27 protein-coding genes are annotated in these 22,537 nt (G+C 36.4%); 4 read left to right on the top strand and 23 right to left on the bottom strand.

Annotated features, from left to right (window positions below; genetic code table 11):
• Positions 1–245 precede the first annotated feature (245 nt).
• The 7 genes from AC3G7N_RS19120 to AC3G7N_RS19090 all read right to left on the bottom strand — a co-directional run bounded on the left by AC3G7N_RS19120 (position 246) and on the right by AC3G7N_RS19090 (position 5,966).
• Complete coding sequence (locus AC3G7N_RS19120; RefSeq protein ID WP_489423758.1) at positions 246–812, bottom strand: nucleotidyltransferase family protein; 567 nt, start codon at positions 810–812, stop codon at positions 246–248.
• A 14-nt stretch (positions 813–826) separates the two neighbouring features.
• Complete coding sequence (locus tag AC3G7N_RS19115) at positions 827–1,645, bottom strand: phosphotransferase (RefSeq protein ID WP_489423757.1); 819 nt, start codon at positions 1,643–1,645, stop codon at positions 827–829.
• A gap of 71 nt (positions 1,646–1,716) precedes the next feature.
• Positions 1,717–2,172 (bottom strand): GNAT family N-acetyltransferase, encoded by a 456-nt coding sequence (locus AC3G7N_RS19110; protein WP_489423756.1) that lies wholly within the window; start codon positions 2,170–2,172, stop codon positions 1,717–1,719.
• 956 nt (positions 2,173–3,128) lie between these two features.
• On the bottom strand, positions 3,129–3,797 hold the full coding sequence (locus AC3G7N_RS19105; protein ID WP_489423755.1) for a DNA alkylation repair protein: 669 nt from the start codon (positions 3,795–3,797) through the stop codon (positions 3,129–3,131).
• Positions 3,798–4,001: 204 nt separating this feature from the next.
• Positions 4,002–4,397, bottom strand: coding sequence for a GNAT family N-acetyltransferase (locus tag AC3G7N_RS19100; protein ID WP_489423754.1), 396 nt, complete (start codon positions 4,395–4,397; stop codon positions 4,002–4,004).
• A gap of 379 nt (positions 4,398–4,776) precedes the next feature.
• The gene (locus AC3G7N_RS19095) at positions 4,777–5,313 is read right to left on the bottom strand and encodes a GNAT family N-acetyltransferase (protein WP_489423753.1); all 537 of its coding nucleotides are present in this window, start codon (positions 5,311–5,313) and stop codon (positions 4,777–4,779) included.
• A gap of 131 nt (positions 5,314–5,444) precedes the next feature.
• A complete protein-coding gene (locus tag AC3G7N_RS19090) occupies positions 5,445–5,966 on the bottom strand; it encodes a cysteine hydrolase family protein (protein WP_489423752.1) in 522 nt (173 codons plus the stop codon).
• Between the two features lie 487 nt (positions 5,967–6,453).
• Here AC3G7N_RS19090 and AC3G7N_RS19085 point away from each other — a divergent pair, with 487 nt between their 5' ends.
• Positions 6,454–6,627, top strand: coding sequence for a hypothetical protein (locus AC3G7N_RS19085; RefSeq protein WP_489423751.1), 174 nt, complete (start codon positions 6,454–6,456; stop codon positions 6,625–6,627).
• Between the two features lie 297 nt (positions 6,628–6,924).
• Here AC3G7N_RS19085 and AC3G7N_RS19080 read toward each other — a convergent pair whose 3' ends face one another.
• A complete protein-coding gene (locus AC3G7N_RS19080) occupies positions 6,925–7,740 on the bottom strand; it encodes a C40 family peptidase (protein ID WP_489423750.1) in 816 nt (271 codons plus the stop codon).
• Between the two features lie 385 nt (positions 7,741–8,125).
• Between AC3G7N_RS19080 and AC3G7N_RS19075 the strand changes: the two genes are divergently transcribed.
• Positions 8,126–8,332: a GrpB family protein gene (locus AC3G7N_RS19075; protein WP_489423749.1), complete on the top strand. Its 207-nt coding sequence runs from the start codon at positions 8,126–8,128 to the stop codon at positions 8,330–8,332.
• Here AC3G7N_RS19075 and AC3G7N_RS19070 read toward each other — a convergent pair.
• From AC3G7N_RS19070 to AC3G7N_RS19050, 5 genes are all read right to left on the bottom strand, one after another.
• Positions 8,329–8,955, bottom strand: coding sequence for a GNAT family N-acetyltransferase (locus tag AC3G7N_RS19070; RefSeq protein ID WP_489423748.1), 627 nt, complete (start codon positions 8,953–8,955; stop codon positions 8,329–8,331). The genes AC3G7N_RS19075 and AC3G7N_RS19070 overlap by 4 nt on opposite strands.
• A gap of 14 nt (positions 8,956–8,969) precedes the next feature.
• Positions 8,970–9,386, bottom strand: coding sequence for a GNAT family N-acetyltransferase (locus AC3G7N_RS19065; protein ID WP_489423747.1), 417 nt, complete (start codon positions 9,384–9,386; stop codon positions 8,970–8,972).
• Positions 9,387–9,918: 532 nt separating this feature from the next.
• Complete coding sequence (locus tag AC3G7N_RS19060) at positions 9,919–10,455, bottom strand: GrpB family protein (protein ID WP_489423746.1); 537 nt, start codon at positions 10,453–10,455, stop codon at positions 9,919–9,921.
• Between the two features lie 196 nt (positions 10,456–10,651).
• The gene (locus tag AC3G7N_RS19055) at positions 10,652–11,497 is read right to left on the bottom strand and encodes a hypothetical protein (protein ID WP_489423745.1); all 846 of its coding nucleotides are present in this window, start codon (positions 11,495–11,497) and stop codon (positions 10,652–10,654) included.
• 66 nt (positions 11,498–11,563) lie between these two features.
• On the bottom strand, positions 11,564–12,199 hold the full coding sequence (locus AC3G7N_RS19050) for a hypothetical protein (RefSeq protein WP_489423744.1): 636 nt from the start codon (positions 12,197–12,199) through the stop codon (positions 11,564–11,566).
• A 111-nt stretch (positions 12,200–12,310) separates the two neighbouring features.
• Here AC3G7N_RS19050 and AC3G7N_RS19045 point away from each other — a divergent pair, with 111 nt between their 5' ends.
• A complete protein-coding gene (locus tag AC3G7N_RS19045; RefSeq protein ID WP_489423743.1) occupies positions 12,311–12,652 on the top strand; it encodes a YqzG/YhdC family protein in 342 nt (113 codons plus the stop codon).
• Here the strand turns inward: AC3G7N_RS19045 and AC3G7N_RS19040 are convergent.
• The 8 genes from AC3G7N_RS19040 to AC3G7N_RS19005 form a co-directional block, all read right to left on the bottom strand.
• Complete coding sequence (locus AC3G7N_RS19040; protein ID WP_489423742.1) at positions 12,649–13,539, bottom strand: phosphotransferase family protein; 891 nt, start codon at positions 13,537–13,539, stop codon at positions 12,649–12,651. The two genes, AC3G7N_RS19045 and AC3G7N_RS19040, sit on opposite strands and share 4 nt — an antisense overlap.
• A gap of 195 nt (positions 13,540–13,734) precedes the next feature.
• A complete protein-coding gene (locus tag AC3G7N_RS19035) occupies positions 13,735–14,205 on the bottom strand; it encodes a VOC family protein (protein WP_489423741.1) in 471 nt (156 codons plus the stop codon).
• A gap of 54 nt (positions 14,206–14,259) precedes the next feature.
• Positions 14,260–14,445, bottom strand: coding sequence for a hypothetical protein (locus AC3G7N_RS19030; RefSeq protein ID WP_489423740.1), 186 nt, complete (start codon positions 14,443–14,445; stop codon positions 14,260–14,262).
• 366 nt (positions 14,446–14,811) lie between these two features.
• On the bottom strand, positions 14,812–15,462 hold the full coding sequence (locus tag AC3G7N_RS19025) for a response regulator (RefSeq protein WP_489423739.1): 651 nt from the start codon (positions 15,460–15,462) through the stop codon (positions 14,812–14,814).
• Complete coding sequence (locus AC3G7N_RS19020) at positions 15,452–17,098, bottom strand: GAF domain-containing sensor histidine kinase (RefSeq protein ID WP_489423738.1); 1,647 nt, start codon at positions 17,096–17,098, stop codon at positions 15,452–15,454. The genes AC3G7N_RS19025 and AC3G7N_RS19020 overlap by 11 nt, the downstream gene beginning before the upstream one ends.
• Before the next feature lie 115 nt (positions 17,099–17,213).
• Positions 17,214–18,188, bottom strand: a complete 975-nt coding sequence (locus AC3G7N_RS19015) for a quinone oxidoreductase family protein (RefSeq protein ID WP_489423737.1) — start codon at positions 18,186–18,188, stop codon at positions 17,214–17,216.
• Positions 18,189–18,401: 213 nt separating this feature from the next.
• On the bottom strand, positions 18,402–19,346 hold the full coding sequence (gene coaA / locus AC3G7N_RS19010; protein ID WP_489423736.1) for a type I pantothenate kinase: 945 nt from the start codon (positions 19,344–19,346) through the stop codon (positions 18,402–18,404).
• A 137-nt stretch (positions 19,347–19,483) separates the two neighbouring features.
• Complete coding sequence (locus AC3G7N_RS19005; RefSeq protein ID WP_489423735.1) at positions 19,484–20,017, bottom strand: flavin reductase family protein; 534 nt, start codon at positions 20,015–20,017, stop codon at positions 19,484–19,486.
• A 186-nt stretch (positions 20,018–20,203) separates the two neighbouring features.
• On the opposite strand from AC3G7N_RS19005, the gene AC3G7N_RS19000 reads away from it, so the two are divergent.
• Positions 20,204–20,776: a CBO0543 family protein gene (locus AC3G7N_RS19000; protein WP_489423734.1), complete on the top strand. Its 573-nt coding sequence runs from the start codon at positions 20,204–20,206 to the stop codon at positions 20,774–20,776.
• Between the two features lie 70 nt (positions 20,777–20,846).
• Here AC3G7N_RS19000 and AC3G7N_RS18995 read toward each other — a convergent pair whose 3' ends face one another.
• Entirely contained in the window at positions 20,847–21,701 is an 855-nt protein-coding gene (locus AC3G7N_RS18995) for a VOC family protein (protein WP_489423733.1), read from the bottom strand.
• A gap of 35 nt (positions 21,702–21,736) precedes the next feature.
• Positions 21,737–22,129 (bottom strand): DoxX family protein, encoded by a 393-nt coding sequence (locus AC3G7N_RS18990; RefSeq protein ID WP_489423732.1) that lies wholly within the window; start codon positions 22,127–22,129, stop codon positions 21,737–21,739.
• Positions 22,130–22,537 lie beyond the last annotated feature (408 nt).

Below are 22,537 nucleotides of genomic sequence, written 5' to 3'. Positions count from 1 at the left end.
AGTTTTATGAAAAGACATATTTGTAATTCGTGTCAAGTACCATATTTCAAGTGCTTCAAGTGCTACAGTTTATTGAATTCATCATGATTATCTATGTGCGGAAGTTGAGGAACTTAAGTACTATATTTAATAAAAGAAAAAAATCAATTAATTTATCAGAATCGCGCACTGACTGTATTTTTGTGTGGCGCGCGATAATTGATCCCCCACCGTGCGCTCTCAAAGTAAAACAAAAAACACTACTTTTACTGATAGTCGACCTCAACCCTATTCCAAGTAGACTGCCAATTTTTCTTCGTAACTCTGGCTCTATAAATCTCTATCTTGTTATTATCTTTAAAATGTGGCGTTGGTCTAACCGTCATATTTAAAGCGTCCTCCAACCCATGCGGTGCAGCGAGAATTAAATGATCTTTTTCATCAAGCTTGAGTCCCAGTGATGTAGCTGTTTCTGGAAACTTCGACATAGCATCAACCGAAGACTTGTAGGGCGCTGAATCATTCAAAAGATGCATTCTTGCCTGATTTTTTACCGACCATGGAACATCCCCCCGCACAGCTTTAAGTTCCCCCTCTAAAACTACTTCTTCTTTCTCACTGATGATTTCCTCGTCAAAAAATATCACATCAACATCAGGAAGTTTTGTTGGAGTTTCAAAACCATGTTGAATGTCCCAAATTTTCGAACGCACGAATCCAGCGCACACCCACCATTCTGGCAATTGCAACGATTTGGCAGTTCTTAATACATCCATCATAAATTGATCCTCGTATACTATTTTCAAAAACGCTTCTTTCGTGCTGATAATCACAGTTACGCCCCTTACTATTTGTTCGGATTGTTTTTCATTTGGTCAGTCCATTCATTTGCACGCTCTTTGATAAATCTAATATCCTCTCGGTAGTGGTCAAGATGCCCTTCCTTTATCATCTTTTGAAAAGCTAAGTCGCCTTCATCCGCCTTTCTTGTTATGGTTTTGCATAACCCATCTAATCGGAGCAACACCATTTCTATATAATTCGTTGGTAATTCCATGCCGTATACTTCAAAAAACAATCTTACTTTTCGTTTTATGTTTCCAGCGTGTAAACTGGAATTATAATGGACTTTCTCCCCTGTTTCAGTGAGATAAAATCTGCTTAAAGGTACGCATGTATAAAGCGTATAAGCTATATCCCAAAGTCTTGGTCCAGGGGCAGCCACATCAAAATCTATCATACCTATTGGTCGCTCACGTTTAAAAATAATGTTATAGATTGCAAAATCATTATGACATAATACCTCATGTGGACGCGGGGTATTATCCAGCACTGGCCAACTATCGTCCAACGGAAAATCGCTCACTGAATCATGATAAAGACGTTGCATTTTCGCTATGTCTTTTAAAGCTTCGTCAGTCCACATATACGCTAGTAATGGATAGTTTCCGGCTACCCCTTCAATATAAGACAGTACTTCTCTCCCTTTTTCATCGATGCCCAGAAATTTAGGTGCATACTCAAAACCGTTGCTGTCTAAATGATTCAACAGTTCATGAATTTTATGGCTATTTGCCTTTACTTCGCGTCTGACTGTATCCCCTGAACGATAAACTTTGGAGACGTTACCACCAGCTAGCAGTTCCTCATCTGAGCTATTGTGCATGTACAAATCCCTCCCCTATAGATAAAGTATCTATAACTGAAGAGGACCAAAAAGTGGCCCTCTATCAGTTTTTACTCGTTTATATATTTAATTGCAGCCATTTCCCTGCCGAATCTGTCACCGTTATCAACAAATCCCAAACTTGAGTACAAATTATGCGCTCCAAAATTTTCGGGATGATAACCTACAACTACCTTCCTAGCATTAGGCAGATTAGCCATCTCTGAAATCATGAGATTAGTTGCCGCTTTACCTATCCCCTTACCTTGGAATTCCTTATCGACCATTATTCGATATACCCAATAACCGTCGAGTTCTTCTTGAACTGAATTGTACATTAAAAAACCCACTACTTTCTCTTCAAAATAAATAGCATATGGTCTTAATGTTTGTTCAAATTTTGATTGAGCTATTGATATAGCATTTGATTCAATGTATTCTGCTTGTTCTGGTGAGATCTCCAGTTCACAGCATTCATACCAGTTTTCTTCATTCAATTCTACCAGTTTCACATTTTCTGTTCCCACAAGTTTTCCCCTTCCATTATCCGATTTGGGGAAACGCTAAGCAACTTTGTTAATTAGACGTTTTCCCCTTAAAATTGTTTACTGTGAAAAATCGTTTGTTTGTCATAATGACCGCCTCCTTAAAAATTGCTTTCATTTTACTTAAAGTGAATTTTTAGATACCTTAGATTATACCATATTCATCTTTTTTGTTTTAATCTCTTCGTTACTCGATTTTCTGCTCTTTGAAAGTGAACATCGATATATCCGAAGTCAAATGGGATAAGGAAATCCATAATGATTATAGAAGTAGAAAGCGTTTAATTCCTTTTGAACACGTTATTTTTCACTTTCATCTTCATTAAAAGACGGATACTATTTATCTTATGGCTAACTTGAAGCAGATTCCACATTTAAAGATTCGAAATTCATCTTGTTTCCGAAATAATCCATCGATCTCTGGATTCAAGATCAAGAGCACAATAAACCTACGTATCTAGCAAAATACGTAGGTTTATTGTGCTTCTATTTTTAAATGATTACAGCCACAAAAATGTACCATCTCTGCCATGTTTTTTACCAGTAGTTGCCACGAAATTTACCACTTGCTTTCATCGCATTTACCAATAGTAAAACGTAAAGGGTTTTGAAGTGAAAAAACCTAATACTCCTTATTTTTACGAGGAATTAGGCTTATGGTCTTCTGCAATCGCGCCCGATCGTATAATGGAATAACTAAAACATGGTCTTAATCTTTAAAATCAATTAATTCTTCTTTCACTAAAGCACCAGTTACTTTATGTACATTTATTCACAAAGTTAGAACAAATGCGCAGTATTCTTGCATATTTCACTAACTAGCTGCCATAACGCGTTGTTTTCTTTATTTTTCGGTCCAATCCTATTACAATTTTCATATTGAGGCTTTGAATTCCTTTATTTTTTGCATTAAACCCTAATAAATTTTTCAGAGGTAACTAATTATTATGTCGTTTGTTAACTTCAATTGTAATGAACTCCGGCAAATAGCTGGGAGTACATCCTTTTGCTACTATTTCATCTTTGTAAAGACCCGTTTTCTCACCAAGTTTAATACAACGTGCACGATTCTTTTTATCATAAACGCCTATCCAGCCTGCGGTGAAATTCATAGCCCATTGAACTTCCGGTTCTTCCTGCGTAATATTAGCTTCTAATGCAGATAGCAAGTATGCGGTGTTATCAGGCGGTGTTTGTCCAGTCCATCTCAATCGCCCTTGATAATACCAGAAAGCTCGCCTTTGAAGAGCAGAAGGACTATTTTCCCATGACTCCATCAATGCAATTTTCTTCTTGTCTTTGGTGAGCTGATTAGCCATTAACCAATCCATTAAGTTATTTCGCTCATCAAAAGTGTGAGTCTGCATATCCTTATCAAGCTTATTTAGCACATCTTGTGAAAGAAGTTTTTTGTCCATAATTAAGATTGCTAATAGTCTGGGCAAAAACTCTTCGGTTGACCAAAGTTCCATAGCTAGTTCGTGATCTTTTTTAATGTCCTTCGCGATTTTTCGTAAGTCACCTAGCTTAGTTTTACTATTGATCTGAAGTAGAATGTTTTCTGCTTTTGAAAAGCGTTTTATTTCTGTACCTTTATTTTCATTCATTTTATACAACTCCTTTATTAAAGCACTGTTTCATAATATGTCCTTGACGGGATATATCAAGAACTTAATTTCGTTATAAGTCTTATTGCAGTGGTGTTCCTCCAAAGTTAATATTGTAGTATATATCGTATTAAAGCTTTCTCCACCTATAATAAAAGAGCAACCATCTTTAATATAATAATAACATTTACTTCCTTTTAAAATCTATTTTAACTTTTTTAGGAGTTTTACATATTCACCATATTCGTCTTCACCAATAAATAATACGCTTGTAAATCCCTTCTTTTCATATAGATGTCTTGCGTTTAAGTTATCTGTATCAACACCAAGTGCTATTTCCTCATATCCAAGTTGTTCAGCATAATCAATTAAATAATCAAGAATAATGCCTCCTATCCCACGATTGCAATATTCTTCTTTAACAATCATACGAGAAAGATAAATCCGTTTATTTGGAATAGTATAGTCTGGGTCATTGTTTCTAAAAACTAACGAACCTTCTCCTATAAACTCGTTATTTTCTAAATAAATAAAGGTAATTCTGTTTCCGCTTACTAATTCGTCGTAAAACATCTTCGCCATTTTTGGTTTCTTTTCCATATCCCAAATATTACTGCACTTATTATAGTCTTCGAGATTTAATTTCTTTATTTGATATGAAGTCATAACTTATTCCTTTCCTTTTATCAATAATAGTAAAATTGTTTTGAAATATAATAAACGAATAAATGCAATTTATAAATAAGATTTAACAATCATTTTTCCAAAGTTATTCAACAATCCTGCTGCGTTAGTTTAAGATCAATCTTTCACAAAGTCTGGTTCATTAATTTTAACATAACTATAATTATTCAAATACTCTAATATAAAAATCTCGGTTATTTAAAAGACTGGCCCTCTACATAAAGAAAAGGAGCAATCCTTTATTACAGAATTGCGCCCGATTGCTTAACGAATGCTTAACTAACGCCACATTAGGTTATTGTACAAATTTATACATAAGAACATCATCAATATATTCACCATGATTTAACTTGTATTCTTTAATTAAACGACCTTCTTCCAAAAAGCCCATCTGCTTGTACAGGGAAATTGCTCTTTGATTTGTTGAAAGGACCCCTAAACTTACCTTCTCAATTAATGGGTTCTCTTCTGTCCAGTCTAATAATGCCTTTAAAAGCGCCTTTCCTATTCCCATGCCTCTGTAATTTTTACTTATCGACATTGAAACAGAGCCAGTGTGTGATAATCTCTTCTTATTTTGTGAACGAAATTCTATCGATCCGACAACTACACCATTTACTTCCGCTACAATAAGAGTTTCTTTTATGTTATCCAATATACTTTGAATTCGTTCTTTCTCCTCCTGTAATGGCTTTTTTTCTACCTCTTCTGATACTACGATGAAATATTTACCTTCAGAAATAACAGAACTCTCAATATCCAAAAGTACCTCCGCATCCTCTAATTTTACATTTCGAATTATGTATTCTACATTATCTTTAGATACTGGCACTTAAATCCTCCTAAGTGATGTTCTCTAAGAAATAAATTCGACATCCAATTATAATTTCCTTCTTCAACGATCTGGCCCGATTCCGGTTTAATCCTTATTCTAGAATCGCGCCCAATTGTTTAATGAATCTCCTAATTAGAAAACTGAATCTCTCTAATTTCCTTAATATCAGCAAAATTATTTCCCAACACTTTATTGTGATGGTCAATGATTTGTTTCGCACTTAGAGAATCGGAATCCCATGTCCCGTGGGCATTTTTGACAAGTGTAACTTTATAGCCGAGACTAAATGCACGGCGACACGTAGTATCTACACAACACTCGGTCTGGTTTCCGGTAACAACAAGACTTTGGATTTCTTTTGTTTTTAATTCGTCCTGAAGATTCGTTTCATGAAACGAATCCGGGGTCCACTTTTGAATAACGGGTTCTCCTTCTTTCGGGCTAATGGACGGATGAATCTCCCAGTCATAAGTGCCATTCACAAGCCCCCCGTCATTATGTTGGACAAAAATAACTGGAACATCAGCCGAACGAGCCTTTTCAATTAAGGATTGAAGATTTCCGAGCAGTTCTTTCCCTTTGTATACCGGATTAGATTCGTCAAACATCTCGTTTTGAGCATCAATAACCAACAAAGCAGTCCTTTCCATTTTGAACCTCTCCCTTTAATTAATTGTACTAAAACAAATATTCGACATTCTTAACAAAAATCCTCCCCCAATTATTTTTAAAAACGGTCCTTTAATGGCTTAATATTGGATTTTGTTTTATCTTTGTTGCCGCTCCATAAATAATCCCTTCCCTTATTCCATTAAATGGCCCGTTCGTTGAAAACCTACCACCGATAAATAAGGTATTTTTACTTTAAAGTACATTCATTCATATACGAAATCGTTTGTTGCGCAGTATGTATCTATTACGTAATACAAGAGTTAATCTGGCCCGTTTGCAGAAGACTGATCTTATTGACTATAAAACTATGGTTTTATATCTTTTTATCACCAGAAGGATTGCAGTGGTAAACAGTGTGTCATTCTTTGGTACACTGTTTGACATTTGGTGGCAAATACTATGTCAGAGGTGGTACATTTCAATGGTTGTAATCATTAAAAGGTTTACATAGAAAGGGAAATGAACATGAATTATATTAAAGAACTAAACGCATTTTTGGAATGGCAATTGGTGCAGCGAAATAGGCAAACAGGAACGCCTAAGTTGGTGTTTGATAAGGATAATAGAATTATGAGTGCTAGTGAATTGCAAGGGGAGATGGGTGGGCAGTATTCGGGAAATGATGTTTCGGAAGGATAACGTAACCTTCCATTAACTGAGAATATTAAGAAGGTCATCATTTGATGGCTTGTTTGTTATGTCCTGTTATCTAGGGGAAATATCTACTATCAATTTCGGACCAGACCTCTCCTAATAAAGCGTTCGGAATTTATGCCACCACGATTCCTATACTTATTCCATTTAACAACTTACTGAAAAAATTTCACATTATAAAAACCCCAATCTCTGATGTATTGGGATTTTTATAAGCAAAATTTGGAAAGTGGTCAACGTTTTTCTTTAACACGTTAAAGCGACAGGACAGTCCCCTTAAATTTATTGAAACGATTTTGCTCCAACATAGCGACTTTGCCAGTAGTTGTAATCAAGGGATGTTATTTCTACGCCTGTTTCTTCTGTACCTGCATGAATCATTTGGTTGTTTCCGATGTAAATGCCGCTATGAGATACACCTTCCTGATACGTATTTTCAAAAAACACAACGTCCCCAGGACTTGGGGTGTCTACATGTGTGCCATTATTTGCCCACATTGCAGCATGGGTTCTATCCAGAGGAATACCAGCTTGCTCAAATACATAGTTGATGAAACCACTGCTGTCAAAACCAGCTGGCGTTGTTCCTCCAAATTGATAAGGGCTGCCAACTACGCTTTCGGCAATCTCAACAATATCAGATGATGTGCTCACGGTTGTTGCTTTTGTTTGCTGTTCAGGTGCTTCTGAAATTATTAGTTGTTCCTCTTCCATGACTGAGGTTATAGATAATGCCTTTTTTGTCTCCGGTCCGACAATTCCATCGATTAATAGAGAATTAGCCTGTTGGAAATCTCGTACTGCATTATCAGTTTTTGAACCAAAGATTCCGTCAGTCTCAAGATGGTAACCATGGTCATTTAAGGCTGATTGTACATCAGTGACAGCTTCTCCTCTGTTGCCAGCTAAAATCAGATTTGAATGAACGGTAACAGTTGAGGCAGTTATCTCTTTATCAGTTGTTTCATTCACAGTTGTATCCTTATCTGGTGCTCCTTGGGCAAAAACACTTCCAGCAACTACTGGTGAAAATGTGAGTGATGTGACAAAAACTGTTGTTCCAATATACTTTCCTATAGAATATTTTTTAGTTAACATTATGTATTCTCTCCTTCATGTGAATTTTGATGCCAACGTCTATTCTAGCAGAATTATATAGAGTATGAGATTAAGAGAAGAATACACTTCAGTCACAAATTATTACAGAATATGACAATATATTTAATGGACAGGAGCCTCGTACCTCTCCCTTGCCCACCTCACTGTTTCCTCTTCCATTTCGCGTTCCTACCTAGACCAGTCGGTTCAATTTTATCTTGATCTCTCAATTCAGTAAGTACCCGGTTGATTGTCGATTCACTTACATCTGGACAAGCATTACGAATATCCTCTTTTGTAAAAAAGCCAAGCTTATTCTCAATATGTAATGGTAGGTGTAAAAGTTTAGAAAAAGTGACTACATTTATTCAACCATTAAGCGAAATTGAATCATAAACCTGGGCTAAAAGATAGAAATTTCTTTAGAAAAGGGCTGTGGGGACAGGGGACTTGCCACTTGCATGTTTTTGAATTTAATAGTCTAGAGTGGAATGAGAAACTATTATTTCGTGATTACTTAAGGCTACATTCTGAAACAGTAGAAGAATATTATTTATTAAAAAAAGAACTTGCATATATTTTTACAAGCTAAATCGTCCGCAACACCTTTTTCAATAGCGGCGCGAAATGCTCAGGTAGCTCATCAACACTTGGAATCATTAAGCGTTCTTTCCCATAGCTATTTTTTTCATACTCTATCAACCAACAATCCCGAAATTCCCCTTCATGAAATTCGTGTTTAGGCAGGATTCTGATCTTCCTAAATCCACACTTCTCATAACATTTTAACGCCCTGACATTCGATATCTGAGGATCCATGATTACTCTGTCCGCCTGCTTCTGCTCGACTAAATATCCCACCATCGATCTTACAAGCAGCGTTCCAATACCTTTATTCCAATACTTTGTTTCGCCAATAAACTGGTCAATACCAAAGATAGTTTCATCTTCACTATAATCATCTATTGAACTTGTTTGGTCATTCACCTGGTAATATTGTATATAGCCAATATTTATCCCTTCATATGAAACAAGAAATTTACTGACACCTTTCTCCCGACTGTAAAAATCCTTATTTACCTTCTCCAGATCAAAAGGGTTGTCCCTTCCTTCATAATATTCCAGAACTGCAGGGGTGGAGAGCCACCTAACCAATAGCTGCTTATCTTCAGGTTGCAGGTGCCGAACTCTTATACCTTCTTTTTCAAATAACAAGCGCATCGCCTTCTTCATTTAGTTTTAAAATAAATAATCTCGGGATCTCCCTTGTCTAAATTTTCAATAACTCCACTTTGGACAAATCCATTTGCTGTAAACACATTCTGCATATTCTCATTTGATTTATTGGTTGAAGAAAATACTTTCGGGGTTGGTGCCATGTTCACTAAGTACTCAATTAAGGCTGTTGCATAACCCTTTCGTCGTTGTGACGTTGAAACTACTATCAAAGATATAAAACTATTATCAAAAAAGTGAGTATCAAAAATCAAAAAACCTACAATAGAGATTTCATTTTTTGCAACTATACATCTTCCAGCCTCGACAGCTTCTTTTATGTATTCTCTTCTGCTGTTGTTACCAATTACTTCAAAGTCAATTTCTACCATATTATCCACATCATTTGGATTGGCCGTGAATGTTTTCAAATTAAACTTCCCCTTTAAAAAAGCTTTTTTAATAAGTTTATTGCTATTTCCGTAAACTGCGACATAACTACTTTGTTTGGTGCTTGGACAACCGTTCCGGAAATCCACTTCGCTTTCCGTGGGCTCGCGATGAGCCTCCTCGATCGCAAAGACCGCTCTCTGCGGGGTCTCATCGTCTTCGCTTTCCCACAGGAGTCTACGTGGATTTCCTTAACTAGGGTTTAGTTTAACAATTTCAATTTATTTGATTGTTTATATTACACAGGCAGCAATTTATGGCAGTTGTTTGGAGCGGAGGACCGTTGACTCCTGCGGGAACAGCACGAGTCTGAAGACCCCGCAGAGTGGTTAATGATGAGGGCCGACTAAAACCGTCCTTTGCGGACAACGTCGGCATACCCCTTGCCGGGGCAAGGAGGCTGAAGCCGTGCCCGCGGAAAGCAACGGTCCGCAGCGGAAAACAATCAGCACATACGTCGCATTTTATATCAACTACTTGTTCTTTTCTTGTAGAAAACACCAAAACAAACGATTACCCTCTATTTTCGTGTCTCCATTCAATCGCTTTCCGTTCCAGATTTTTAACAAAGTCGTCTTTCCCATCACAGTATCCTTCAATGTCTTTAGGAAACTCTTTCGCAAGTCGTTCCTTCAACTTTCCATACGCTATTAAATCATTCTTATGCAATCTCAAATAATCACGAACAACTAAATGACGTTCAATTTCAGAGTGATTATCAGATTGAAAAATGTGTATCTGATGTGTCCTGTTCTCTCCACCTTTTCGGAAATACCTTCGTCCTGGAATCCCAAACTCTCCAAGAGGCTCATATCCGATTTCAGCCATCTTTGTATTATACGAATCAAGCCTTTCAATATCTTTAACTATTGGCATAATGTCAATGATTGGCTTAGCTTGTAAATCCGGAACAGCTGTACTGCCTATATGATGAATATCCATGATTTCATCTGAGAATACTTCGTGAATTTTTATAGCTTCTTCTTTGAATAATTGAACCCAATTTTTATCATAGTTAGTGACGATAACGTCCATTGCACGATTAATCATTCTCAACACCTCTTCCTTATTACAACTGATTTTAACACAAAATTGGATCTTCTATATTCAACAAAAAAGGACCTTTCAATAAAAGATCCTTCCAGCCCTTTTCAAATTAAACAATTTACTCCATCGAATTTGCGACCACAATTAAATCTTCTATGGTAAAACTTGATTCACTTTCCTCAGGAGGATCAATTATCGCCTACTGATGCAGATATCCATTTTCATCTTTCCACTTTAAGTCATGATCACTCACAATTTCTGCTTCAATTCCGTTATCTAACGTTACCTTCTCATATGTCTTATCATTTGAAGGAGTGACATTCTGATACCAGCTGGAGAGCATAAGATTATACCTCGGATTATCGCCAATATATAAGAAAGTAGATAGAACAATACGTCCATTAGGGTCATTTATTGGAATGCTATCATATGAAAATTGAACATCGTAGGACTCTGAAGGAAGTTCTGTTGGAACGATTAATTTCCTTTGAATATCTTCAGGCAGTTCCGCTATTTTCTCTCTAACCTCATCAGGGTAACCTGAAGTTAACTCTTCAATGGGCATGTTTTGTTTATCAGGCATATTTCCCCACAAACCATTCAAAAACACCATATAAACCGTGAACAATCCCGTTAATATAGTGAAAATTATCGGGATTATTCTTAAAGTTTTATTCTTTCTAATAGCTATTATAAAAACTGTAACAGAAAGTATTGCAGCAGCATAATAAAGATAAAACATCAGATACATCGAAAGTGGTCCCAGAAAAATCCCGAGAACCGAAAATTGAATTAAAAACGTAAATATTGATATAGCAACCCACTTTAATTCACTTTTAATTGTCACGATATTTTTGATCGAGAATAATACCGAAATTAGGATTACTGCAGCAAGAAGCCATTCATACAGGAAAAACAATGATTCATTTTGTACAGCAAAATAATACCCAAGAGCGGATAAAGGAATGATTGTGAGTAGCAAACAAACATTTAGTTTTATAGAAAAGGTATCGTTGATTTTCCTCTCCTCCTTTTGACTAAACACAAATAGCAACAGTTAAATCGCACATATTTGAGGTATCCAGAAATAAAAACTTATTCAAAGCACTAATTATCGTAATGGATACACAAGTTCAATGTCCTTCTCATTCTTAAGGGCTTGGTAGTACCAATAATTATGGTCAGCACCATGAATACAAAGAATCTTCTTACCAGGGTATTTCTTTACTGCATTTTTAACTCTAGCAACCATAATATTGTGTCTGGCATTCCAAACAATGTTTTGCACATCAGGGTCAACACTATGTAGCCAGTTATACATATCCTTTGTTATGTCATCATATTCAAATGAATTAAAAGGGATGTTACCTTTGTTCCAGTTGGATAGTTTTTTTAGAGTCCATTCATTTAATTCCTTCTCTAATTGTTTCTTGTTGTTATTGTCATACTTATCAAACGCATTTGCATCGAACACATCTTCTTCAAACCAATTTACAGGAACAAAATTAATCCCTTTATCTTTGCATAAGGGGAAAATTAAATTTGGATATTCTTTTTGCGTCTCACCTAAAATCCCGTAAGGTTTGCCTTCTTTTTTATATAACTGCCAACTTTGGGGATGAACTTCACCACATATAACATTCGGGTTAAATTCTAATATCATTTCTTTCACCAAAGATAAAGGATACTTATATTTTCTTTGCATTTCTTCATCATGTGTCATCCCTAAAATACCTACCACATTCATTGTTAGAAACTCCTTTTACATACATTTTGAACAAATATCACATCAGCTACTTGAACAACAAGTGCATTATTTTTATAAAAATAACAAAACCTAACTAAAAGGGGTTATATAATGAAACTGTTGATTACTTTATTCTACTGCACTGCAATAACTTTTACATCGTTTGCTTCATTGGAGCTATCTGAGATTAAGGTTATACATGCCAATGGAGAAGTTCCGTCCTATGCTAAGTGGGGACGAATCGCCATGCAAAAAACAAAAGAAAAGTACCCTGACGCTGATATAGTTGATTACCTTCATGTTGGAAAAGAGGAAAGTACAAATCATACAACTGAAAAATTCAAATTATGGTTAAAAAGTAAAGACAATGAATTTGGTGTTTATATAGATATTAAATTCGCGACCGACACGGAGCAGATAATTGATATTTCATTCAGAGAAGTATCTAGTTAACCATTGTGCTTTTGGGGAGTCGTAAAAAAAGTTTTTAAGTAAGATAAATTCTTCTCGAAGAAAACTTTATTCTTTTCGATACCCCTTCTTTGACACCAGCCAATTGAATTAAAAGCATCACTAAATTGATAAAATGGCAAAACTTCCTGCAGATTTATAAGCGGACGAATGGACTCGTATCCTTGTTGATACGCCTCCATTGTTCCAGGATTTTTCATGAAAATATCACGATTTATTTTTGTAAAGTCTGTTTCTGTTGCGCCTATGCGGACACTTTCAAAATCAATGATGCCAGCTACGTGATTTTTATGTACTAAAATATTACCTGGGCGAAAATCGCGATGTATAAAACATGGCCCATCTGTATCAGGAAGTAATTTTAGATGCTGATCAAAATGATTTAATGACTGCTCATATAATCCAGGATCAATCACTCCCTTAACATCTTCTGCAAAGGAATAAAACTGACTCTTAATATACTCAGACCACTGATTATACTCATTCGAAACAGCGCTTTTTAAATCCTGCTCACTTGGAACAATCGCATGCATTTTGGCGTGATGTACTCCGATATCATAGGCTAGCGCTTCATTCACCTCATCTGTAATTGGAACACCATTGATTACACTTAATAATAAAGCACCAGTGACATCTTCATTACCTTCCCAATAATCTAACACTTCTGGTACCGGCAACTCAGAGGAAAATCTATTAAGTATCGTATACTCCAGTTCAAGCTTTGATTTCGAATAAGGAATTTTTATGTAGACAGTGCGATGGTCACGCAGTGTTATTTTATATACAGTCGAACTAAAAGATTGGGGAACGTCCTCGACTGTTAGCACATTTAGCTTGAACTTTTCTATTACCTGCTGCAATATGTCCATACGATAACCCCTCCTTTTCCTAGACGTTAACTTAACCAAATTTTTTAACAATTCTTTTTTATTTTAACATAAATATCCAACTGCTCCCTCTTCAAATGTACAAAGGACGTTTTTTCTTATTACAGAAAAAACGCCTTACGTCCTACCTTTAATTATTTTTATTATATGAACCACATTTTTTAGCTACACCCTGCTTTATTTTTTCTGATACTGCGAAAGAACTTCTTCCCATTCATCAAAAGAAAGTTTATCGGTTATATTTTTTAATTCATCTGGAACTTCTACATAACACATCAATTCCAAGCTGTTGCCATCTGGATCCTCGAAATAAATAGAGGCATTACTTTGATACGGTCGAATAAACGGTTCGATTGACGTTCTCCTCCCAAACGGTATTGCTTGAATTTGACGCGACTCTAACCATGATAAAGATTTTTTTAAATCCTCATAAGATACCTGAAATGCTATGTGTCGCAATGAAGGATGGTACGTTGTTTGAAATTCTCCACCTTCCCAAAGCCCTAACCACACCTTGTTTTTTTCTATCCAGAAAAAAACAGTACCACTACCATGCCAAGCAACTTCCAAGCCAAGCATTTCATAGAATTCAACTGAAGTCTCGATGTCCTTGACAGGTAAGTGTGCCTCATATAACCCCATAATCATTAACTTTACACCTTCCTATTTTTAATGCTTATTATTGCAAATTGCTCTGAACTATTAACTGCAGCAGCAATTGTTCTCAATTTGAAAAAACGGATTGAAAGGATGTTCTTTTTTAATTTGTTTACCACTATCACGATCCTTCACCTTTTCAATCCTTACCCGGTCTATACACGTAACCCTCTTCAGCTTTTCTTTTTGTACTTCCATTTCATATCTAAACGCGAATTCATTAAAGACCATCGTTATTTCCTCCTTCTTAATTGTTTCTTGTAACTATCATTTTACGACCAATTGAAATACCAGTCTTCGGTACAATGAATGAAAAAACAACTAAAGAAACCCCTACTTTAAAAGTAAGGGTTTCTACGACTTTCGTATGAGAGGATGTTCAAAAAATCCGATAAAAATGACACATCGAATTTCTTCGTTAGCTTGCTTTTCCGTGCCTCACGTATAGGAGTAAGGAACTTCTACTAAGACAGCCCACGTCCTGTGGGCAACGTAGAAGTCCGTACATCCTGTACAAGTCCGGTACTCAAAGCTGCGCTGCCTCGAACTTCTCGGTCTTTTTTATCCTCCTTTTTGAAATCGCACTATGATAATTTTTTAAATATCAAACAGATTGTTCTTCATTGCAAAAATAGCTGCCTGTGTTCGATCATGTAAATCCAGTTTACTCAATATGCTGCTAACATGTGTCTTTACTGTCTTTTCCGTAATATAAAGTTCCGAGGAAATTTCTTTATTGCTTTTTCCAAGGGTAATTTGGTATAAAACATCTTTTTCACGTCGGGTTAACTCCGAAATATTCATTTTATTTTCCTTTGATTGATCTTCAGTCGACACGTGCGATAACAGCAGATTCGTCGCTATAGGATGAAGTTGTTTTTGACCATCATACGCGGCATATATCGTTTTAACCAACTCATCAGGTTCAATATCTTTCAATTGATATCCCGCTGCACCTGCTCTTAATGCTGGGAGAACATGATCTTGGTCAGAAAAACTTGTCAAAACTATCACCTTTACTTCAGGGTGCTTTTCTTTTATTTGCCTCGTTGCTTCAACACCATCCATAACCGGCATCATCAAATCCATTAACACAACATCAGGTTTCAGCCTTTCGATTTCTACCAGTGCTTTTTCGCCATTATTAGCTTCACCGATAATTTTAATATCTGACTGGGTATTCAGAAAAAACCTTAGGCCATGCAATACGACGAGGTGGTCATCCACTAGCAATACTTTAATTGTCATAACCACCATCCTTCTCTTTTATATCTTCAATGGGAATTGAAACGTTTATCGTTGTGCCGTAACCGGGATTGCTGTTAATGATTAATAACCCCTTGACCAATTCTGCACGTTCTCTCATCGTTGTTAGGCCAAGCGATTTTTCTTCTATCTTCTGCGTATCAAAAAGGAACCCTCTACCTTCGTCCGAGATTTCAAAAAAAGCTATATTATTGTTTGTTTGGAGCTTAATAAATACTTTCTTTGTATCAGCATGTTTATTCACATTGTTTAAAGCTTCTTGACCAATGCGCCACAACGTTTCTTCAATTGTCCTTGGAAGATTGCGCACTCCGTGGACTGAATCCGAGACAGTTAACCCGAGACTATTTCCGTATTTTTTCAATGCAGTAATTAGCCCTTCTTCTACTCCAGGTGGACGCAACTGCCATATAAGGGATTTCATTTCTGTTAATGCGCTTTGGGATAACTCCTGAATATCATTCATGGCATTGTTAAGAATCTTATCATCTTGCGGAATTATTTCCTTTACGCCTCTACTTGTTAAAGACAAGGAAAAAAGTTTTTGATTGACGGAATCATGCAAATCACGGGCAAGCCTGTTTCGTTCCTCATACAATAATAACTCCTGGCGTTTTTCAAGTACGTTAATACTTTCAATTGCAAGGGAGATGTGATCTGCTAGTACTTTCAACACCTCGAAGTCACTGTCTGAAAACGTATTATATCCTCTACCGGCAATGAGAAGCACCCCCTGCTGTGCCTCTCTTAAAGATAATATAGGAACTGCAATGGATGATTGATACTCTGGAAAACCGATCGAACGAAGCTGGTGCCGGGCAGATTTGTTTTGAACAATCTTTTGTTCAATAAACGCCTTAGTTAAATCGTTATCACGATCAAATAAGACTTGGCTGTTTATTCTCTTGCCATTGTTATGAGCTTGTAATCGCAGCTCATTTCCTTCTTTTATATAAAAAGCAATCAAGGGCCATCTAAAAACAGTATCACACTTCTCCACAATCTTCTTAGGTAGCTCCTTTGCATCCGAGATACCCCATATAAAACGAACTACTTCATCAAGCAATACAAAGTTTTCGGCTCGTTTTTTTTGAGATTGATATAATCGTGTCCTCTTTATTGCTGTACCGATTTGGTACGCAACTGATTGAAGTAAATTCAACTCATCTTCAGAGAACTGTTCTTTATCTGGAGCAGCAACGTTTAAAATACCAAATCGTTCTCCTCCAGCGGATAAGGGTACTGTTGCATGATGGGTTAGTCCTTTGGTTTCACCCCATGAATACGTAACCGCGTCCTCCAACCGTTTGCATCCAATAATATTGACTGGTTCATTCAACCTGTCATCCCAGTACTTATCTAGACAAAAGCAAGTACCTTTGCACATTGGTTGATCATTTCCCCAAGACAACGCAGGGGGTAAATTATGACTTGCCATATATGTATAATGAGGTTTTTTATCATCAACAAGAAAGATCCAGCCTGTTGTTAGACCTGTTACCTTTAATAACTCTGTAATTACAGATTGGAGCATACCCTCTAAATCATTTGAACGGTTTAACGTTTCGGCTATAGCTTTTAATACTTTTAGTTCATTATCTCCTGTAGTATCAGACACATTTCACCCTACCTTTAAGAAATTAAACTCAACCACTCTCTTTATCTAGTATACTAAACATAATTGAATAACAATAAAAAGGCGTATGATAAGTAAAATTGGGACATATTTAGAATCAACTTTTGACCGTTAACACTATTTTACCTGTGCTTTTTCTAGACTCTATAAGTTCATGTGCTTTATGAGCTTCCTCTAAAGGAAACTCCGCACCAATTCTAAAATTCAATTCTTTATTTGATATGTATTTGAATACCTGTCTACTAGCTTCTTTTAATAACTCTGGTCGTTCCTTTCGTGTTGTCCCTAGACTAAATCCAAGGACTGATCGACAACTAGCATGTAGCTCTTTTGTATAAAAGTTTCCAATTTCCCCGCTTGAATTACCAAAGTGAACAAGTCGCCCAAACTTTGCCAAGCACTTCATGCTCCGTTCCGAGATTTCACCAGCTAAAGAATCCAATATAATATCTGCACCAATATTATTTGTTAGCTTCTCTACATTATTTGAGAAGTCATCATAAAGCATGACATGATCAGCACCAGCTTCTTTCACAACTGAAAACTTTCTTTCATTACTCACAGTACCAATAATCTTTCCAGCACCTAATGCTCTTGCTAATTGAATGGCAGTTGTACCTACCCCACCTGCTGCTGCATGAATAAGTACTGTCTCACCTTTTTGCAGCCTAGCAATGTCTGTTAATAACTTATAAGACAGAATTGAAACTGTCGGACAAGCTGCAGCTGTTGTAAAGTCAATATTATCAGGTATAACAAACGTTAATGCGTCCTTTGAAACAACATATTCTGAATAAGAACCGTTTGAAGGAAAAGCAATAACTCTTTGCCCAATGTGGATATCTTGCACCTGTTCCCCCACTGCATCAACAATACCAGCCACGTCTAACCCGAGAGTTAATGGGAATTGCCCTTTACCTTTATGACCCATGCGTTTCTTTACATCTGCAAAGTTAACACTGGTTTTTTCAACTCGAATTAACACCTCACTTGGACCAACTTTAGGGATATCTAAATCCTTCATCTCCAATACCTCTGGTCCACCAAACTTTCCTATAACAACACTTTTCATTTATCTAACCACCTTTTAACTTTCATGTACTAACCATATTATAGAATAGTTCCCATCTGAATGAAAATTCTAATAGTTTATCAAAAGGTATAGGAAATAGTTATACGAGGACATTACTGACCTAGAAATTTTTACTTTCCTATAAATATAGGGTGGTACCCAGGATGCAGGTTACCACCTATTGTCTAGTTACAAATTCGTTTTATACTAGTGTTAAACCTTCCGCAATTTAATGTTTGAAACTAGGTGATTGATTCCCTTTTTGATAATAATGTCGGCACGTCTTTTTGTGGGTCTTATGTTCAGTTCAAGGTTCTTTTTATTAATTCTATTCCATATATCTGTTGCAACGTCTTCTGCTTCCTGCTCAGAAAGAACTGCATAACGTTTGAAATACGACTCAGCTTGAGGAAATGCTGTATTTTTTAAGAGTTTAAACCGTTCTACATACCAATTACATATATCCCTTTCTTCTGCATCAACATAAATGGAAATGTCAAAGAAGTCGGATACATATATACTCGGTAAGCTTTCTCTTACCTGTTTTGGAGTTTGTAAAACGTTAATTCCTTCGAGGATGACAATATCTGGCTCACAAACACTAATATATTCGTCTGGAATAATATCATAGTGCAAATGGGAATAGATAGGGGCGTGAACCATTGTATTACCAGACTTTACATCGTTTAAAAAATCAATCAATGCTTTTATGTCATAGCTTTCTGGAAACCCTTTTTTGTCCAGCAACCCTTTTTTCTCAAGAACATAGTTGGGATATAAAAAACCATCCGTTGTGACGAGATCCACTTTAGGATTGGCTGGTAAACCTGAAAGCAACGATTTTAGAATTCTTGATGTTGTGCTTTTACCAACAGCTACACTCCCTGCAACTCCAATAACAAAAGGAACTTTCTTCGTTTCCTGTCTGAAAAATTTGTCGCTGACGTTATGTAATTGTTTGGCTGCTTCAATAGTGAAAGATAAGAAACGAATAAGAGGTAAATATATCTCCTCAATTTCATCCACAGATATATTTTCATTTATTCCTTGCAGTTCTTCAATTTCAGACTGTGTTATCGTAAGCGGTGTATTATACCGCAAACTTGCCCACTCTTTTCTGGAAAAAGACATGTATGGCGAATATTCTTTATTTGTCATAATAAGCTCCTATTTTTCAAGTCTATAATTAGTTTAGCACAACTAATCAAAAACCTTATACGAATGGGATTAATAGTGCAAATACAAAGAAAGAAGATCGACACAATGACGACCTTCTTGTTAGAACTTGCACCATGTTATTTATTTTCAAACCCGACTAATGGGACAATAGCATCCCCTGGTACACCGCCTTCGCGCTTCATCAAATGATTAACCGTAAGACTCTGTTTTTCTGGATGAAAAATTTCAGCAGATAAGACATTGCCAATAACAATGAGGAAATCACGGTTATCCATAATTTGCGAGACCTCACAATCAAAATAAGCTTGTGCATTTTTTAAGATTGGGCATCCAGTCTCTTTATATATAAATTCCTCTTCGCCCATCGACGCAATATCCTGATCTCCTGCAAAAAAACGATCCATTAAGGGCTCTTGGTCCTCTGCTGTCATGCTAAGCGCAAACTTTCGTCCACGTTTAACAATCTCTGCCCCCTCCATCTCTTTGGGGAAACAAACGAGCATTTGTGGTGGCTCATGTGAACATTGCGTCACCCAGCACCCATTATGAAAATGGGTCCTCTTACCATCGGTCGTAGATATAAAGAACCCACCTCGCAGCCGCTGATTATAGACCTCTTCCACTTGATCCAACTTTGATTTCGTATCCATCTTTCAAGCACCTCCAAAAGGGATTTCTTTTATCGTACAGCATCCACAGCTATTCTAATAATGAATTGCTTTATTTAGAGTAATTCACCTCTCATTTTTAAATAAACTTTATTTTGTCGTTATGTTACATTTTTAATAAAAAATAGGTAACTCTAATTGTAAATAAATTCAAAAGTAGGGATTACATTGGCTGGTCAAACCGAATCATTAAGCAAAATAACCGAAAAACAGCAAGGAATCGCAAGTGATTGGAGCACTTATTGGACGGAGTTTTCGTCATTTTCCACCTGGGGCTTTTGGTTTAACGTAATAATGTTTGCCCTTCCACTCATTCTTCTCTATTACAAACTTGACAGGAAAAAAGCCTTTCAAATAGGCTTTTTTGGGTTTAATATTCATGTATGGTTTGGGTATTTCGATTCGTTCGGTACTGCACAAGGATATTGGACTTATCCTTACCAGATGATTCCCTTCATGCCAAATAGTTTTGGGATGGACGCATCACTTGTCCCGGTATTATTCATGTTGGTGTATCAATGGGTTACTAATACAAACAGAAACTATTACTTATATGCACTAATTTTAAGTGCCTTTCTCTCGTTTGTGCTTAAACCAATCTTTGTATCCATTAACATCTTCAAGTTCAATTCGGGCGCAAACTACTTTCACCTGTTTCTAACATATATTGTGATCATTGTCGTCTCTAAACTTATTACAAACTTATTTTTGCATTTTAAAAAAGAAGCTAATAGAAATTAGATGGTTCTTTTTTGCCAATGAACAGTTTGGGTCAAATGCGTAATAAAAATTTCAAAACAAGTAAAGTTATTTAAACCGTTAACTCAATACAATTCTCAGAAGGATCTTTCGTAACGAAAACGCCATTTACTTTGTGTACTTCATAACCCAAATGCTGTAACTGCTCTACTACTTTTTTTCTAACTTGTTCACTTGGATATACAAGCGAGAACGATTTCAATCCAACACTTTTCCCTGAGGACGGAGGTACACCAACCCCAGCCCACGTATTTAAACCTATATGGTGATGGTAACTACCCGTGGAAATAAATAGTGCTTGTGAGCCGAATCGATTTACAACATTAAAACCAAGCCCCTTGCTATAAAATTCTTCCGTTTTTTGCAATTCTGATACATGCAAATGAATATGACCCATAACTGTATCTGCTGGGAGTCCATCCCAACTTTCATCATCAAGTTCTGCAAGAATACCCTTTGTGTCTAACGGATCTACGGCCATTGCCACCTCATCGTTTTCCCAGACCCATGTAGAAGATGGTCGGTCAGTATAAATTTCTATCCCATTTCCGTCGGGATCATTTAAATAAAGAGCTTCACTTACAAGATGGTCAGATGATCCTAACCTAACGTCGTGTTGAATGAAGTGCTTTAATACTTTCGCTAACTCTAATCGGTTTGGTAATAATAGTGCATAATGATATAACCCCGATGTATTGGCTTGTTTCGGTTTCACATTTTCAGGTTGTTCAATTGATAACAACGCTGTTTTACCATTAGCAGATAGTACAGCTTTATTTTCTGTTTTATCCAGTATTTGAAAGCCGATTATTTCTTTATAAAATTCCACAGAACGTGCTAAATTTTGAACTTTTAATTGAACATGCTCTACAAACGAATTTGGTTCCTGAAAATATTTCTGTTCCACGTTTGTTACCTCCTTATGTGTACTACAAAAATAAATTAACCCTGTTTCGAGGAAGATAACATGTTATCTAATGAAAAAAGGTTTCTATTTGAAATAGCAAGGAAAATGGAAATGACCAATAAAGCTAAGTCAAGTTCATATCCTCCTAAAAATCCAGCAGCAAACTTCGCCTTAATAATTGCTCCAACCACAATTAGTGCAAATAAAATAGATATAACTTTTGTTCCAATACCTAATACCATCGCAATACCACCGATTAACTCTATGAATGCTACCGCATAGGCTACAAAACCTGGAATCCCTATACTTTCAAAAAAACCGACAGTATTCCCAATGCCTCCCTGAAACTTATCTAGACCATGTATGAAGAACGTTAAACCTAAAAACAACCTTAGAATAATGACACCTATTTCGTTTTTACTTATCATTTGCATGACACTCCTTTTCTATGATGTATTTTGCTCCTAATGAAAACGATAGCCAGATAACTACCGTTAAGCAAAAGTTACTTTATGTAAGTAACTATATATTAGTAACTAATTTATGTCAAGTGGTATTTTACCGTAGATCAATCCAGGCAGTCCTATAGTCACCATTAAAAACAATAGAAAATGAGATATTATTGGAGCAAGTGGTAAAGCAGGAATAATCATTTTTAAAGGCTCTTTTCGCATAGTTTGTTGCTATTTCCATAGACTGCGACGTAACTAAAAATCATGTTCAGTGACCTGCGCCGCTGGGGAAAAATCACTACGCTTTCCGCGGGCTTGCGCTGAGCCTACTCAATCGCAAAAACCGCTCTCTGCGGGGTCTCAACGCTTCGCTTTCCCGCAGGA

It is taken from the genome of Virgibacillus carmonensis (assembly GCF_057836705.1).
The sequence above is the reverse complement of the archived record's forward strand: the minus strand, read 5'-3'. Positions and strand labels throughout refer to the sequence as shown.

What these genes read in the sequence shown, in the direction of transcription:
- AC3G7N_RS19080 (WP_489423750.1), bottom strand. Translation starts at nt 7,740, where the DNA reads ATGTTAACTAAAAAATATTCTATAGGAAAGTATATTGGAACAACAGTT.
- AC3G7N_RS18990 (WP_489423732.1), bottom strand. Translation starts at nt 22,129, where the DNA reads ATGATAAGTAAAAACGAAATAGGTGTCATTATTCTAAGGTTGTTTTTA.
- AC3G7N_RS19025 (WP_489423739.1), bottom strand. Translation starts at nt 15,462, where the DNA reads ATGACAATTAAAGTATTGCTAGTGGATGACCACCTCGTCGTATTGCAT.
- AC3G7N_RS19030 (WP_489423740.1), bottom strand. Translation starts at nt 14,445, where the DNA reads ATGGTCTTTAATGAATTCGCGTTTAGATATGAAATGGAAGTACAAAAA.
- AC3G7N_RS19050 (WP_489423744.1), bottom strand. Translation starts at nt 12,199, where the DNA reads ATGAATGTGGTAGGTATTTTAGGGATGACACATGATGAAGAAATGCAA.
- AC3G7N_RS19090 (WP_489423752.1), bottom strand. Translation starts at nt 5,966, where the DNA reads ATGGAAAGGACTGCTTTGTTGGTTATTGATGCTCAAAACGAGATGTTT.
- AC3G7N_RS19005 (WP_489423735.1), bottom strand. Translation starts at nt 20,017, where the DNA reads ATGGATACGAAATCAAAGTTGGATCAAGTGGAAGAGGTCTATAATCAG.
- AC3G7N_RS19035 (WP_489423741.1), bottom strand. Translation starts at nt 14,205, where the DNA reads ATGATTATGGGGTTATATGAGGCACACTTACCTGTCAAGGACATCGAG.
- AC3G7N_RS19085 (WP_489423751.1), top strand. Translation starts at nt 6,454, where the DNA reads ATGAATTATATTAAAGAACTAAACGCATTTTTGGAATGGCAATTGGTG.
- AC3G7N_RS19060 (WP_489423746.1), bottom strand. Translation starts at nt 10,455, where the DNA reads ATGATTAATCGTGCAATGGACGTTATCGTCACTAACTATGATAAAAAT.
- AC3G7N_RS19105 (WP_489423755.1), bottom strand. Translation starts at nt 3,797, where the DNA reads ATGAATGAAAATAAAGGTACAGAAATAAAACGCTTTTCAAAAGCAGAA.
- AC3G7N_RS19045 (WP_489423743.1), top strand. Translation starts at nt 12,311, where the DNA reads ATGAAACTGTTGATTACTTTATTCTACTGCACTGCAATAACTTTTACA.
- coaA (WP_489423736.1), bottom strand. Translation starts at nt 19,346, where the DNA reads ATGACAAATAAAGAATATTCGCCATACATGTCTTTTTCCAGAAAAGAG.
- AC3G7N_RS19100 (WP_489423754.1), bottom strand. Translation starts at nt 4,397, where the DNA reads ATGGAAAAGAAACCAAAAATGGCGAAGATGTTTTACGACGAATTAGTA.
- AC3G7N_RS19115 (WP_489423757.1), bottom strand. Translation starts at nt 1,645, where the DNA reads ATGCACAATAGCTCAGATGAGGAACTGCTAGCTGGTGGTAACGTCTCC.
- AC3G7N_RS19040 (WP_489423742.1), bottom strand. Translation starts at nt 13,539, where the DNA reads ATGGACATATTGCAGCAGGTAATAGAAAAGTTCAAGCTAAATGTGCTA.
- AC3G7N_RS19015 (WP_489423737.1), bottom strand. Translation starts at nt 18,188, where the DNA reads ATGAAAAGTGTTGTTATAGGAAAGTTTGGTGGACCAGAGGTATTGGAG.